The organism is Sphingomonas sp. jy18 (genome assembly GCF_056931895.1).
Genome location: NZ_JBXPBT010000001.1, coordinates 470,327 through 483,882 on the forward strand (window position 1 = coordinate 470,327; position 13,556 = coordinate 483,882).

The 13,556-nt window shown below is 69.3% G+C and carries 8 protein-coding genes; 5 read left to right on the plus strand and 3 right to left on the minus strand.

Translation table 11 applies throughout. The features are described 5' to 3' along the window. Positions 1–74: 74 nt before the first annotated feature. A complete protein-coding gene (locus tag AC0QC4_RS02320) occupies positions 75–2,852 on the minus strand; it encodes an Rne/Rng family ribonuclease (RefSeq protein ID WP_483658100.1) in 2,778 nt (925 codons plus the stop codon). Positions 2,853–3,403: 551 nt separating this feature from the next. Here AC0QC4_RS02320 and AC0QC4_RS02325 point away from each other — a divergent pair. From AC0QC4_RS02325 to AC0QC4_RS02340, 4 genes are all read left to right on the plus strand, one after another. Continuing rightward, on the plus strand, positions 3,404–4,717 hold the full coding sequence (locus tag AC0QC4_RS02325; protein WP_483658101.1) for an N-acetylmuramoyl-L-alanine amidase: 1,314 nt from the start codon (positions 3,404–3,406) through the stop codon (positions 4,715–4,717). A 79-nt stretch (positions 4,718–4,796) separates the two neighbouring features. Further along, the gene (locus AC0QC4_RS02330) at positions 4,797–7,352 is read left to right on the plus strand and encodes a penicillin-binding protein 1A (protein WP_483658102.1); all 2,556 of its coding nucleotides are present in this window, start codon (positions 4,797–4,799) and stop codon (positions 7,350–7,352) included. 59 nt (positions 7,353–7,411) lie between these two features. Then, the gene (gene prfB, locus AC0QC4_RS02335) at positions 7,412–8,539 is read left to right on the plus strand and encodes a peptide chain release factor 2 (RefSeq protein ID WP_483658103.1); all 1,128 of its coding nucleotides are present in this window, start codon (positions 7,412–7,414) and stop codon (positions 8,537–8,539) included. A 126-nt stretch (positions 8,540–8,665) separates the two neighbouring features. Further along, a complete protein-coding gene (locus tag AC0QC4_RS02340) occupies positions 8,666–9,382 on the plus strand; it encodes a class I SAM-dependent methyltransferase (protein ID WP_483658104.1) in 717 nt (238 codons plus the stop codon). Between the two features lie 125 nt (positions 9,383–9,507). On the opposite strand, the gene AC0QC4_RS02345 is transcribed toward AC0QC4_RS02340, so the two are convergent. Both AC0QC4_RS02345 and AC0QC4_RS02350 read right to left on the minus strand, forming a co-directional pair. Further along, positions 9,508–12,033: an ABC transporter permease gene (locus tag AC0QC4_RS02345; protein WP_483658105.1), complete on the minus strand. Its 2,526-nt coding sequence runs from the start codon at positions 12,031–12,033 to the stop codon at positions 9,508–9,510. A gap of 64 nt (positions 12,034–12,097) precedes the next feature. Then, entirely contained in the window at positions 12,098–12,802 is a 705-nt protein-coding gene (locus tag AC0QC4_RS02350) for an ABC transporter ATP-binding protein (protein ID WP_483658106.1), read from the minus strand. 31 nt (positions 12,803–12,833) lie between these two features. Between AC0QC4_RS02350 and AC0QC4_RS02355 the strand changes: the two genes are divergently transcribed. Continuing rightward, the gene (locus tag AC0QC4_RS02355; RefSeq protein ID WP_483658639.1) at positions 12,834–13,544 is read left to right on the plus strand and encodes an arylesterase; all 711 of its coding nucleotides are present in this window, start codon (positions 12,834–12,836) and stop codon (positions 13,542–13,544) included. Positions 13,545–13,556: the final 12 nt, after the last annotated feature.

Here is a 13,556-nt window from a genome sequence, read left to right on the forward strand (position 1 = left end):
CGCACCCAAACAAAAGCCCCGCCGGATCGCTCCGGCGGGGCTTTGCTGTTCGGCGCTGTGCAGCGTCGGCGGGGTCAGGCGCCGAAGGTGCGTTGCCACCAGCCGCTCTTGCGCGGCGCGGATTCCGCCGGCTCGTTCGCCGGCGCATCGACTGCTGACGCATCCGCCATCGCCGGTTCGGCAGTGTCGGGCGCGTCTGCGCTGTCGGCCTCGGCTGCGCTATCGGCGCTGGCCGTTTCGACCAGCTCGGGCTCGGCCGCCGCCTTGCGGGCGCGACTGGCGCGCTTGGGCTTGGCCGGCGGCGCTTCCGCTGCCGGCTCGACCACGGCCTCGCCGTCCGGTTCGGCAGCCTCGGCCGCTTCGGCGCTGTCGGCCTTCTTGCTGCGCTTGCGCTTGGGCTTGGCCTCCTCGGCGGGCGCTTCGGCCTCGGCAGGGGCAGCGGCAGGCGCGGCTTCGGCCTTGGCCGATGCCTTGCGGCGGCGCGACGGCTTGGCCTCGACCGGGCTGTCGTCGGCAACGGGCTCGCTGGCCGCAGGCTGGGCTTCGGCTACGTCGTCGCCGCCCTCGCTCGCTTCGCCCTCGCCCTGCTCGCGGACCATGTCCTGCGCGTCCTCGCTGACGCCGCTGCGGCGATTGCGGCCACCGCGACGACCGCGACGGCGGCGGCGACCGCCTTCGCCTTCGTCGCCGCTGCGCGGCTGGGCCTCGGCGCGATCGCTGTCGGCGTCCACCGCTTCGCTCTCCGCGTCGGTTGCGCCGTCGCTGTCCTCGCCCGCGTCTGTATCGCTGGCGGCGCGTGGCGCGCCCTCGCTGCGCTCTTCGCCATCACGGCGGCCGCGGCGACGGCGATTGCGGCGCCGCTTCCGGTCCCCTTCGCCGCGCGGGCCGCGATCGGCGCCGCGTTCCTCTTCGTCGCCGGCATCCTCTTCCTCGATCTCCGGCAGATTGGCGTCATCGTCGTCGATGATTGTTTCGTAGCGCGGGCGGTTGGCGGGCGGCGGGCCGCTCGCCTCGACGCTCATCCGCGCGCCTTCCATCTGGCCGTCGGACTGGACCTCGATTGCCACGCCATAGCGGGTTTCGATCTCGCCGATCTCGCGCCGCTTGTTGTTGAGCACATAGAAGGCCGCTTCCTGGCTGGCGCGCAGCACCAGCCGCGAACCGCGCCCGCGTGCCGCTTCTTCCTCGAGCATCCGCAAGGCGCTGAGCCCTGCCGACGAGGCGGTGCGGACCAGCCCGGTGCCCTCGCAATGCGGGCAGGCGCGGGTCGATGCTTCGAGCACGCCGGTGCGCAGCCGCTGGCGGCTCATCTCCATCAGGCCGAAGCCCGAAATCCGGCCGACCTGGATGCGCGCCCGGTCGTTCTTGAGCGCATCTTTCATCGCCCGCTCGACCTTGCGGACATTGCTGCCCATTTCCATGTCGATGAAGTCGATTACCACCAGCCCGGCCATGTCGCGCAGCCGCAACTGGCGCGCGATTTCATACGCGGCCTCGAGGTTGGTGTTGAGTGCGGTCTGCTCGATATTATGTTCGCGCGTCGACCGGCCCGAGTTGATGTCGATCGACACCAGTGCCTCGGTCGGGTTGATGACCAGATAGCCGCCGGACTTCAGGCCGACCACCGGCTGGTACATGGCGCCGAGCTGGTCCTCCACGCCATAGCGCTGGAACAGCGAGACCGGGTCCGAATATTGCTTCACCCGCCGGGCATGGCTGGGCATCAGCAGCTTCATGAAATCCTTGGCGGCGCGATAGCCTTCTTCGCCTTCGACCGAGACATCCTCGATATCGCTGTTGTAGATGTCGCGGATCGCGCGCTTGATCAGGTCGCTGTCCGAATGGATCAGCGCCGGCGCGGCGCTCGACAGCGTCTTTTCGCGGATTTCGTCCCACAGCCGCGCCAGATAGTCGAAATCGCGCTTGATCTCGGTCTTGGTGCGCTCAAGCCCTGCGGTGCGGACAATGCAGCCCATGCTCGGCGGCAAGTTGAGTTCGTCGATGACGCTCTTCAGCCGCTTGCGGTCCGCACCGTTCGAAATCTTGCGGCTGATGCCGCCGCCGTGGCTGCTGTTGGGCATCAGCACGCAATAGCGGCCGGCCAGGCTCAGATAGGTGGTCAGCGCCGCGCCCTTGGTGCCGCGCTCTTCCTTGACCACCTGCACCAGCATCACCTGCCGGCGCTTGATGACGTCCTGGATCTTGTAGCGACGGTGCAGCGAGCGGCGGAAATCGGCCGCGCCATTGTCGTCGCGGTCGCTGCGCTCGCGGCCACCGCCGCCGGGGCGGCCCCGGCCACGGCCGCGCCGGCCATTGCGATCGCGCCGTCCGCGGCCATCGCCATTGGTACCGCCCTCGTCGTCGCGGCCGCTCTCGGCATCGCGCCCGGCGTCGTCGCCGTCCTCGTCGCTGTCGTCGTCGCTGTCGTTGGCACCGTCTTCGGCGCCCTCGTCGTCATGCTCGTCATCGTCCTCGCCGAGCGACGCCGGAGCGGCCATCTCGTCGATCTCGCCGTCGAGCGTGTCCAGATCCTCGTCGGCGCGCATCGCTGCCTCGGCAGCGGCATGCTCGGCCTCTTCGCGGAGCAGCGCGTCGCGGTCTTCCTTCGGGATCTGGTAATAGTCGGGGTGGATTTCGCTGAACGCCAGGAACCCGTGGCGATTGCCGCCATATTCGATGAACGCCGCCTGCAGCGACGGTTCGACCCGGGTGACCTTGGCCAGATAGATATTGCCCTTGAGCTGCTTGTGCTCTGCGGACTCGAAATCAAACTCCTCGATGCGGTTTCCCTTGATGACGGCGACCCGGGTTTCCTCCCGGTGCCGCGCGTCGATCAACATGCGCGTGGTCATTTATGATACTCCGGACACAGCGGCGGGCGCGCGATGCGCTGGCGGCTGCGATGATGGCAGGGGACCGGCGCGCACGTACCAGAGACGGCGCGCTGACGGCCGTGAAGGCCTGGGTCCCGCAGGTGGGCGAAATGTCAATGCCCGTGCGCCACGCGAAAGCGCCCCACGCGCCGGCCCGGATGGGGCGGTCGCAGAGGGCAAGCGTGGTCGTCATGCGGCATTCAACCTGGTCAGGACTGGCCCGACGCATTGAAAATGCAGGAAAAGGCCAGTCGCACTATGTCGACGACCGGAGAAGCGCGCCCGAGAAGGCCGTCGGCTCCGGACCGGTCGCCATCCTGCTAGCACCCGCAACCGAGCGGGGCAACATGCCATTTCGGCACGCCCCCCGCCGGCAGCCGGAGTCCTCGTCCGCCGAGGGTCGGGACGGTGGATGGTAAGCGATCATGCCTTCCGTAGCGTTAACCGGCTTCCTTGAGCCGCGCTTTGCAGGCCTGCTGCTAGCTGGGGCATCGTCCGGCCATGCTGGTGCGGACAGACGGGGTTCTGCAATGACCATCTGGACCAAAGCCCGGCAGCCGCGCCATAAGGCGACCATGCTGCATCTGCTGTTCGCTTTTCTTGCCAGCCTGTGGGTCGCTCCGGCGCAGGCCGGCTCGCTCGAGGCGGCAACGCTTGGCGATGGTGAATTGGCCCTGCGCTTTGCCGGCCCGGTGGGCGAGGCAGAGGTAATCGCGCTCGACGCGCCGCACCGCATTGCCATCGACATCGCCGGGGCAGAGCCCGGCAGCGTCTCGGTGGCCTCCAACCAGCTTGTCGCCCGCATCCGTCAGGGCCGCATCGCCGGCGGCGCGCTGCGCATCGTGCTCGATCTCGCCCGGCCGGTCGGCATCCGCGCGATCGATCGCACCGCCGACGGTCGGGCGATGACCATCGCCATGGAAGAAACCACCCCCGGCGCCTTTGCCGAGGCGGTGCGCGCCGGGCGGCGCAGCTTTGCCGCGCTGACCGATGACGCGCCGACGATGGCGTGGGCGCGGCGCGAGGCGCGGCGCTACCAGGTGTCGGTGCCGATCGGCCCGCCGCGCTCCGGCCTGCCGCTGCCCGCGGTGCGCGGGCCTGCGGATACATCGCTGCCGCTGGTGGTGATCGATGCCGGCCATGGCGGCCATGATCCGGGCGCCATCTCGCCCGATGGCCGCCATCGCGAGGAGGATGTCACCCTCGCCATCGCCCGCGCCATCCGCGACGATCTGGTCGCCACCGGCCGTGTGCGCGTGGCACTGACGCGTGATCGCGACGAATATCTGGTGCTGGAAGAACGCTATGGGCTCGCCCGCCGGCTGCGCGCCGACCTGTTCATCTCGATCCACGCCGATGCCGCGGAAAATCACAGCGCCACCGGTGCCTCCATCTACACCCTGTCCGAAGGCGCGTCGGACCGCGAGGCCCGGCGGCTGGCGGCGCGGGAAAACAGCGCCAACACCATCAACGGCGTCGATCTCGGCACCCAGGCCAGCGCGGTGCGGACCATCCTGCTCGATCTCACCCAGCGCGAGACGATGAACCGCTCGGCCGATTTCGCCCGCACGCTGCAGCGCGCCGCCGGCAGCGACATACCCTTCCGCTCGGAAGGGCTGCGTCACGCCGGTTTCGTTGTGCTCAAGGCGCCGGACATGCCCTCGGTGCTGCTGGAAACCGGCTTCATCAGCAATCCGGAGGATGCCGCGCGCATCGCCAGCCCCGCGGGCCAGCGCGCCATCGCCCGCGGCATCCGCCAGGGCGTGCTCGCCCACTTCGCCCGCCAGACCCTGCGCAACGAACGCGTCGAAGCGGGTGGCGGATCGCCGGTGGCGCGCCGCTGAGCGCCCGCCGCCGGGCGGGCAGGCGCGGCGCAGCTTGCCCTCTTACCAGCGTCGCAAAACATGCTAGAGCGTCGGCGCCATGGCCGATACCGATGCCCCCGCTGCCCCGTCCCTGCGCCTGCGCCTGACCCGCGAAGCCGGCGGCTATCTTGCCGCCGCGCGCGCCTGGTGGCTGCAGCAATGGCCCAAGCGCTGGTTCCGCCGCCTGACCTATGCCGGCGGCGCGCTGTTCCTTGCGCTGTTCCTGTTGTGGGCGTTCGTCGCGCGCGGCCTGCCGGACGCGGATACGCTGCTCGAATATCAGCCGCCGCTGCCCAGCATCGTGCGCGACGTCTCTGGCATGCCCACCCACAGTTTCGCGCGCGAACGGCGGGTGCAGCTCGACTATGACGAGTTTCCGCCGCTGCTGGTGCGGTCCTTCCTGGCCGCCGAGGATCGCACCTTCTTCCAGCACAGCGGCATCGATTATCCGGGCTTCTTCGGCGCGATCGCGGACTATGTCTCCAAGATCGGCACCGGCCAGCGCGCGCGTGGCGGGTCGACGATCACCCAGCAGGTCGCCAAGAACATCCTGCTCGGCGACGAATATTCGATCACGCGCAAGCTCAAGGAAATGCTGCTGGCGACGCGCATCGAAGGCGTGCTGTCCAAGGAACAGATCCTCGAACTCTACCTCAACGAGATTCCGCTGGGCCGCCAGTCCTTCGGCGTGCAGGCGGCGTCGCGCGCCTATTTCAACAAGGATGTGGCGGATCTGGCGCTGCATGAGATGGCGTTCCTCGCCACCCTGCCCAAGGCGCCGGAAACCTACGGCCGCCCGCAGAATGCCCGCGCCGCGCTCAACCGCCGTGCCTATGTGCTGCGGGAAATGCTGCGGGCCGGCTGGATTACCGAACAGCAGCGCGCCGCCGCCAATGCCATGCCGCTCGGCCTCGCGCCCACCCGCGGGTCGCAATTCGCCGACGTCGGCGGCTATTACATGGAAGAGGTCCGCCGCGAGCTGATCGACCGTTTCGGCGAGAATGCCGATGCCGGCCCGCACAGCGTCTATGGCGGCGGGCTGTGGATCCGGACCGCCTACAACCCCGAACTGCAGCAGGTCGCGGAGGCCGCGATGCGCCGGGCGATGCTGCGCTATCATGGCAATCGCGGATGGAGCGGCCCGCTTGCCACCATCCCCGTCGACGATGAATGGGCCAGCCGCCTGCGCTCGTCCTTCATCACCATCGATTATGACAATTGGCGCGTCGCAGCGGTACTGTCGAAGGCGGACGGTACCGCGCGCATCGGCTTTGCCAACGGCGACACCGGCACCCTGCCCGCAGGCTTTGCGGCGATGGCCGCGCTGGGCGGCGGCACGGCCTTCGCCGCGATGAAGCCGGGGGACATCATCCTCGTCAAGCAGGTGGCGGGCAGCAGCTATGCCCTGCGCACCATCCCCGGCATTTCGGGCGGGTTCGTCGCGCAGAGCCCGTCGTCGGGCCGGGTATTCGCGATGCAGGGCGGGTTCGATTCCAACCTCGCCAGCTTCAACCGCGCGACCCAGGCACAGCGCCAGCCAGGCTCGACGATCAAGCCGTTCGTCTATGCGACCGCGCTCGACAATGGCATGACTCCGGCGACGATCATCGTCGATGGCAATTTCTGCGTCGATGACCAGACCTCCGCCGGCGGGCGCAAATGCTTCCGCAATTCGGGCGGCGGCGCTGCCGGGCCGCGCACGCTGCGCTGGGGGCTGGAACAATCGCGCAACCTGATGACGGTGCGCGCCGCATCGCAGGCGGGCATGCCCAATGTCGTGCGCACCTTCCGCCAGATGGGCATCGGCGATTATCGCCCCTATCTCGCCTTCGCGCTCGGCGCGGGGGAGACCACCGTCTCCAAGATCACCAACGCCTATGCGATGCTGGTCAACCAGGGCCGCGAACTGAGGCCGCACCTCATCGACTATGTGCAGGACCGCAACGGGCGGGTCATCTACCCTGAACGCTGGCGCCCGTGCGAGGGCTGCAACCAGGCCGATTGGGATGGCCGGCCGATGCCGCGCTTCCGCCAGACCGGCCGGCAACTGATGGATCCGGTCACCGCCTACCAGACCGTGCACATGCTCGAAGGCGTCATCCAGCGCGGCACCGCCACCATCCTGCGCGATCTCAACCGGCCGCTGTTCGGCAAGACCGGCACCACCAGCGGCCCGACCGACGTGTGGTTCGTCGGCGGCACGCCGACCTGGGTGGCCGGCGTCTATCTGGGTTACGATCAACCGCGCCGGCTGGGCGGGGCGGCGTTCGGCGGAACCCTCGCCGCGCCGGTGTTCAAGGAATTCGCACGTGTCGCGGTGCGCGGCGAGCCGCCCCTGCCGTTCATCGCGCCCGAAGGCGTCCACCTCGTCCGCATCGACCGCGCCAGTGGCCGCCGCGTCTATGGCGGCTGGCCCGGCACCGACAATGAGGGCAGCATCATCTGGGAAGCCTTCAAGGCCGAGACCGAGCCACGCCGCAGCGTGCGCAGCGATGAACTGCCCGCCGAACGCGCCACCACCCGCCAGCGGTCGAGCGATCAGGTCAGCCGCGATCGCAGCGCCCCCTCGCAGGGCGATTTCGTCGAGCGCCAGGGCGGCGGCGGGATTTACTAGCGGCGCCGCCGCGCCTATCTGCCCGCCACCCCCTGTCGTCAGAGCTCTGGAGTTTCCCCATGCGCGCCGAAGCGCAAACCCATGTCGACCGCATCAAGGCAGCGACCGCGCTGCTCCGCCGTTTTCTCGATTGGGATGCGGCGCTGGTCCGGCTCGACGAACTCAACGCCCGCGTCGAGGATCCGGCGCTTTGGAACGACCCCAAGGCCGCGCAGGAAGTGATGCGCGAGCGGCGCCGTCTCGACGAGGCGATTTCCGCGACCCGCGCGATCGAGAGCGAAATGGCCGGCACGGTCGAGCTGATCGACCTTGCCGACATGGAGGGCGATGAGGAGCTGGCGAGCGAAGGCGTCGCCAGCCTCGCCGCACTGGCCGAGCGCGCCGATGCGGACAAGGTCAAGGCGCTGCTCGCCGGGGAAGCCGACGGCAACGATACCTATCTGGAAGTGCATGCCGGCGCCGGCGGTACCGAGAGCCAGGACTGGGCCGAGATGCTGCTGCGCATGTACCAGCGCTGGGCCGAACGGCGCGGCATGAAGGTCGAGCTGATCGAGCATCAGGCCGGCGAGCAGGCAGGCATCAAGTCCGCCACTTTGCTGATCAAGGGCGAGAACGCCTATGGCTATGCCAAGACCGAGACCGGGGTCCACCGGCTGGTCCGCATCAGCCCCTATGACAGCTCGGCGCGCCGCCACACCAGCTTCTCCAGCGTCGGTGTCTATCCGGTGATCGACGACAATATCGTCGTCGACATCAACGAAGGCGACCTCAAGATCGACACCTACCGCGCTTCCGGTGCGGGCGGGCAGCACGTCAACACCACCGACTCCGCGGTGCGCATCACCCACATCCCCACCGGCATCATCGTCGCCTGCCAGAACCAGCGCAGCCAGCACAAGAACAAGGCCGAGGCGATGAGCATGCTCAAGGCCCGCATCTACGAGGCCGAGCTGCGCAAGCGCGAGGAAGCGGCGTCGGCGGAACATGCCGCCAAGACCGATATCGGCTGGGGCCACCAGATCCGCTCCTACGTCCTCCAGCCCTATCAGATGGTCAAGGACCTGCGCACCGGCGTCACCAGCCCGACCCCGCAGGATGTGCTCGACGGCGCGCTCGACCCGTTCATGGCGGCCGCGCTCGCACAGCGGGTGACCGGCGAGAAGGTCGATGTCGAGGACGTCGACTGATCAGGCCGCGTGCTCACGAAACCGCGCACCCTGTGCCTGTCGAAGGGCTGTCCTTTTCTTCCCCGCCGTTGCAAAGGGCAGGGCAGTCCTCCAACACGCTCAGGACGGTCGGCTGAGGGAATTTCGATGGTCGCACGTATCGCGCTTCTGGCTTGCACCCTCGCCCTGCTTCCGGCGTGCGACCTCCTGCCGTCTGCCGACCGGGCGGAGCGTTCGGGCGAATTTCCCGCCGCCAACCGCCCCGTCGCCCCCACCGTCTCGACCCGCTGGTCGGACGAGGACACGCGCGACCGGCTGGGCGAGGCGGACGATGTCATGAACCGTGCCGGCATCAAGCCGGGCATGAGCGTTGCGGATATCGGCGCCGGCGACGGCTATTACACCATCCGCCTGTCCGAGCGCGTCGGCGAGGGCGGACGGGTGCTGGCGCAGGACATCATGCCCGCCGCCATCGACCGGCTCGGCCTGCGCGTGCGCAGCGAGCGGCTCGACAATGTCTCGGTCCAGCTCGGCGGCGCGGCCGATCCGCGCCTGCCCGCCAACAGCTTCGACCGGGTGATGATGGTGCACATGTACCATGAGATCGAGGAGCCTTACGCCTTCCTCTGGCACCTGTGGCCAGCGCTGCGCGGCGACGGGCAGGTGATCGTGGTCGACGGCAACCGCCCCATCGAACAGCATGGCACGCCGCTGCCGCTGCTGATCTGCGAGTTCCAGGCGGTCGGCTACCGCCCGCTCGAGTTCGTCGAAAAGCCCAACGCCGGCGGCTATTTCGCCCGCTTCGTCCGCGCCCGCACCCGCCCTGCCCCGGGCGACATCCGCGTCTGCGACGGCGTCGACTGAACCGAGCCGCCTCCGGACCCGGTAATCGGACACCGCCGTGCCGAGCGTGCCGAAGCACGCCGCTCCGGCGAACCGCCCTTCGCCAGGCTCAGGGCTGCGGGTTCATTGCACGCCGATGTCCCGCTCTAGACCGAGCGCAGCGCCTGCGCCGGGCGCAGGTTCATCAGCGGGATCGATCCGATCAGGCCGATGCCCAGCGTCAGCGCCGCGCCGCCCAGCAGCGTCGATCCGACCACGATCCAGTCGGGCGCCCAGGTGAAGTCGAACAGCTGGGTGATGACGAACCAGCCCGCCAGCCCGCCCAGCGCCAGCGCGAGGGCAGACAGCAGCGCCGCCAGCAGCGCATATTCGAGCGCCTGCGCACCCAGCACCTGCCAGCGCGTCGCCCCCAGCGTCTTCATGATCACGCTGTCATAGCCGCGCGCCGCCCGCGATGCGGCAATCGCGCCGACCAGCACGGCGATGCCGGCAAGGATGGTCACCGATGCCGCCGCCAGGATCGCGCTCGCCATCTGGTCGAGCAGGCCGCTGACCTGTGCCACCACCTCGCCCACCGGGATGATGCTGATCGACGGGAAGGCGGTCAGCAGCGCCCGCGACAGCGACGGCGCGACCACGCCCGGGTCGCTGATCGTCGCCGCCACCGTATGCGGCGCGTTGGCAAAGGTGCTGGGGGTGAACACCATGATGTAGTTGAACCCCATCGTCTCCCAGTCGACCCGCCGCAGCGAGGCGATCCGCGCCTCGATCTCGCGCCCCAGCACGCTGACCGTCAGTGTATCACCTACGCCCACGCCCATGATGTCGGCGGCTTCCTGGTCTAGGCTGACCAGCGGCGGTCCGGCATAATCCTGCGGCCACCATTGTCCTGACAGCAGCGTGCTGCCCTCGGGCAGGTTGGCGGAGTAGGTCACCCCGCGCTCGCCGCGCAGGAACCAGGCGCCGTCGGGCAGCTCGGCCAGGTCCGCCACCCGCTGCCCGCCAAAGGCGACGATGGTGCCGCGCAGCGCCGCCACGATGTTGAGCTCCGCGCGCGGCGCCTGCTCCCCGACGATCTCGCGGAAGCGCGTCTGCCCCGCGACCGGAATGTCGAGCACGAACTGGTCGGGCGCCTCGCGCGGCACGGTGCGCGCGATTTCCGCCGACAGGCTGGTCTGGATCGCGGCGAGGGTGACGAACAGGGTCAAAGCCAGACCCAGCGCGATGACGAGTGCGGGCGTCTGCGCGCCCGGGCGATAGAGGTTGGCGATGGCGAGCCGCAACAGCGGGCGGCGCGGCCGCGGGATGCGCCTCGCGCCCCAGCGCACCGCCGCGCCGATGCCCAGCAGCAGCAGCAGCACCGCGCCGACGGCGGCCAGCACCGCGCCTGAAAAGATCGGCTCGCGCGCCGTGCCCACCGCCAGCGCGACAATCGCCGCGCCGGAAAGGCCGACCAGCGCCAGCGTCCGCCGGTCGATGCGCTTGATCCCCTCCACGCCCGAACGGAAGATCGCCGCCGCCGGCTCGGTGCGCGCGCGCGCCAGCGGCGGCAGCGTGAACACCATGGCGATCAGCAAGCCGTAGATGGCGGCGCTGGCGAGCGGCAGCGGGTGCAACGCAAAGCCCGGCTGTACCGGCAGCGCATCGCCGATGGCCATGACCAGCAGCGGCGGCAGCGCTGCGCCGACGGTGAGGCCGGCCGCGATTGCCGCGCCGGTCACTGCCGCGACCTGCAACAGATAGATGCGCATGATGTCGCCGCTCGACGCCCCCAGCACCTTCAACGTCGCAATCGGCCCGCGCTTGGCCCCCAGATAGGAGGAGACGCCGTTGGCGACACCGATGCCGGCGACCACCAGCGCGGTCAGGCCGATCAGCGCGAGGAACTGGCCCATGCGCTCGATGAAACGGTTGGCCGATGGCGCCGCACGCTCACGGCTGCGCACTTCGACGCCGCTGTCCTTGTAGAGCCGCGACAGTGACTCGGTGCGGCCTTCTACATCGCTGCCGTCGGTCAGGCGCACGCGATATTTGGACGTGTAGAGGCTGCCCGGCTGCAACAGGCCGGAGCGGCGCACGCCCTCGACGCTGGTCAGCGCCACCGGCCCCAGCGTGAAGCCTTCGCTGACCCGGTCGGGTTCGGTGCCGATGATGCCGGCAATGCGGTAGCTGGCAGTGCCGAAGCGGACCTCGTCGCCCAGTTTGAGGCCCAGCCGGTCGACCAGCGCCTGCCCGACCAGCAATTCGTCCGCCTTCAGCGTCTCGACGCGGCGGCCATCGGCCAGCGTCAGCGCGCCATACAGCGGATAGGCATCGTCGACCCCCTTGAGTTCGCTCAGCACCGCGCTCGGCCCGTCGCCGCTTGGCGGGCGCACCGCCTGCGCCATCGCGCGCATCCGGATGGTCGAACTCACCCGACCCAGCTCGGCAAAGCCGGCGCGTTCGCCCAGCGTCGCCTCGCGCTGGGACACGGTGAATTCCATGTCGCCGCCCAGCAGCACCTGCCCGCGCGCGCTCAGCTCGCCGGTGATCGATGCCGTCAGGCTGCCGATGGCGGCCAGCGTGCCGACCCCCAGGAACAGGCAGACGAACAGGAGACGCAGGCCGCGAAAGCTGGCGGACAGGTCACGGCGGGCTATCGCCCATGCACGAGCCCAGGAGAGCGACGTCATGCCGCACCCCGCACTTGGTCATCGGCCCCGCGACGGCGGGGTATGGCGCTGGCCGAGGCGCGCATCACCCGACCATCCGATCGGCGACGATCAGCCCGTCGCGCATCTCGACGATCCGGTCGCAATGCTCGGCCAGCGCGGGGTCGTGGGTGATGATCACCAGCGTCGCATCGCGCGCCGCGCGGCGGGCGAACAGCAGTTCGATGATCGTCTCGCCGGTCGCGCCGTCGAGATTGCCGGTCGGCTCGTCGGCAAAGATGATGTCCGGGCCCGGCGCGACCGCCCGGGCAATCGCCACGCGCTGCTGCTCGCCGCCCGACAATTGCGTCGGATAATGGTCGAGCCGGTGGCCGAGGCCGACCGCACGCAATTCCTCCACCGCCACCGTGAAGGCGTCGCCGCGCCCCGCGAGTTCGAGCGGCACCGCCACATTCTCGAGTGCGCTCATCGTCGGCAGCAGATGGAAGCTCTGCAGGATGATGCCGATCCGCCCGCGCCGCGCCACCGCCAGCGCATCCTCGCTCATCGCGCCGAAATCGGTGCCCGCCACCTGCACGTCGCCGCCGCTGGCACGCTCGAGCCCCGACAGGACCGCCATCAGCGACGATTTGCCCGACCCGGAGGCGCCGAGAATGGCAAGGCTCTGTCCGGCCGGGATTTCGAGGTCGATCCCCTTCAATATCTCGACCGGCGCATCGCTGCTGCCCAGCGTGAGGGTGACATTGCGCGCGCGGATCGCAATATTGGGGGCGATGATCGATCCGTGCATGAAGGAAGCGTCTCCCGTGAAATCGAGCGTGATGAAGATGATGGCCGCCGCCGGGGCCGTGCTGCTGGTCTCAGCCTGTGCAGATGGGGGCGGTGATTCGGCGGACAAGGGGGCGGCTGCAGCGGCCGATGCGAAAGGCTCGCTGCGTGTTGCAGCAACAGCACAGGTCGACCCGGCCGCGCCGCTGATCGTCGCCTTCGGCGACAGCCTCTACGCCGGCTACGGGCTCGATGCGGGGGAGGGTTTCGCGCCCGAACTGCAGCGCCAGCTCGCCGCGCGCGGGGTCGAGGCGACGGTGTTCAACGCCGGCGTGTCGGGCGACACCAGCACCGCCGGGCGCGAGCGCCTCGCCTTCACGCTCGATGGCCTGCCCAAGCCGCCGGCGCTGGTCATCGTCGGGCTTGGCGGCAACGATCTGCTGCGCGGCATCGACCCTGCGCTGACGCGCAGCAATCTCGACGCCATCCTGGCCGAACTCAAACGCCGCGACATTCCGGTGATGCTCACCGGCATGCGCGCGCCGCCCAATCTGGGGCCGGACTATGTCCGCGATTTCGAGAGCATCTACCCCGATCTTGCCCGGCAATATGGTGCGTCGCTCTATCCCTTCTTCTTCGAAGGCATTTATGGCGACAGCCGCCTGTTCCTGCCCGACGGCATCCACCCCACAGCGCAGGGCATCGACCGGGTCGTCGAGCGCATCGCGCCGCAGGTGGCGGAGGCGCTGCCCAACGCGCAGTGACCCCTTAAGTTG

What these genes read in the sequence shown, in the direction of transcription:
- AC0QC4_RS02320 (WP_483658100.1), bottom strand. Translation starts at nt 2,852, where the DNA reads ATGACCACGCGCATGTTGATCGACGCGCGGCACCGGGAGGAAACCCGG.
- AC0QC4_RS02325 (WP_483658101.1), top strand. Translation starts at nt 3,404, where the DNA reads ATGACCATCTGGACCAAAGCCCGGCAGCCGCGCCATAAGGCGACCATG.
- AC0QC4_RS02330 (WP_483658102.1), top strand. Translation starts at nt 4,797, where the DNA reads ATGGCCGATACCGATGCCCCCGCTGCCCCGTCCCTGCGCCTGCGCCTG.
- prfB (WP_483658103.1), top strand. Translation starts at nt 7,412, where the DNA reads ATGCGCGCCGAAGCGCAAACCCATGTCGACCGCATCAAGGCAGCGACC.
- AC0QC4_RS02340 (WP_483658104.1), top strand. Translation starts at nt 8,666, where the DNA reads ATGGTCGCACGTATCGCGCTTCTGGCTTGCACCCTCGCCCTGCTTCCG.
- AC0QC4_RS02345 (WP_483658105.1), bottom strand. Translation starts at nt 12,033, where the DNA reads ATGACGTCGCTCTCCTGGGCTCGTGCATGGGCGATAGCCCGCCGTGAC.
- AC0QC4_RS02350 (WP_483658106.1), bottom strand. Translation starts at nt 12,802, where the DNA reads ATGCACGGATCGATCATCGCCCCCAATATTGCGATCCGCGCGCGCAAT.
- AC0QC4_RS02355 (WP_483658639.1), top strand. Translation starts at nt 12,834, where the DNA reads ATGAAGATGATGGCCGCCGCCGGGGCCGTGCTGCTGGTCTCAGCCTGT.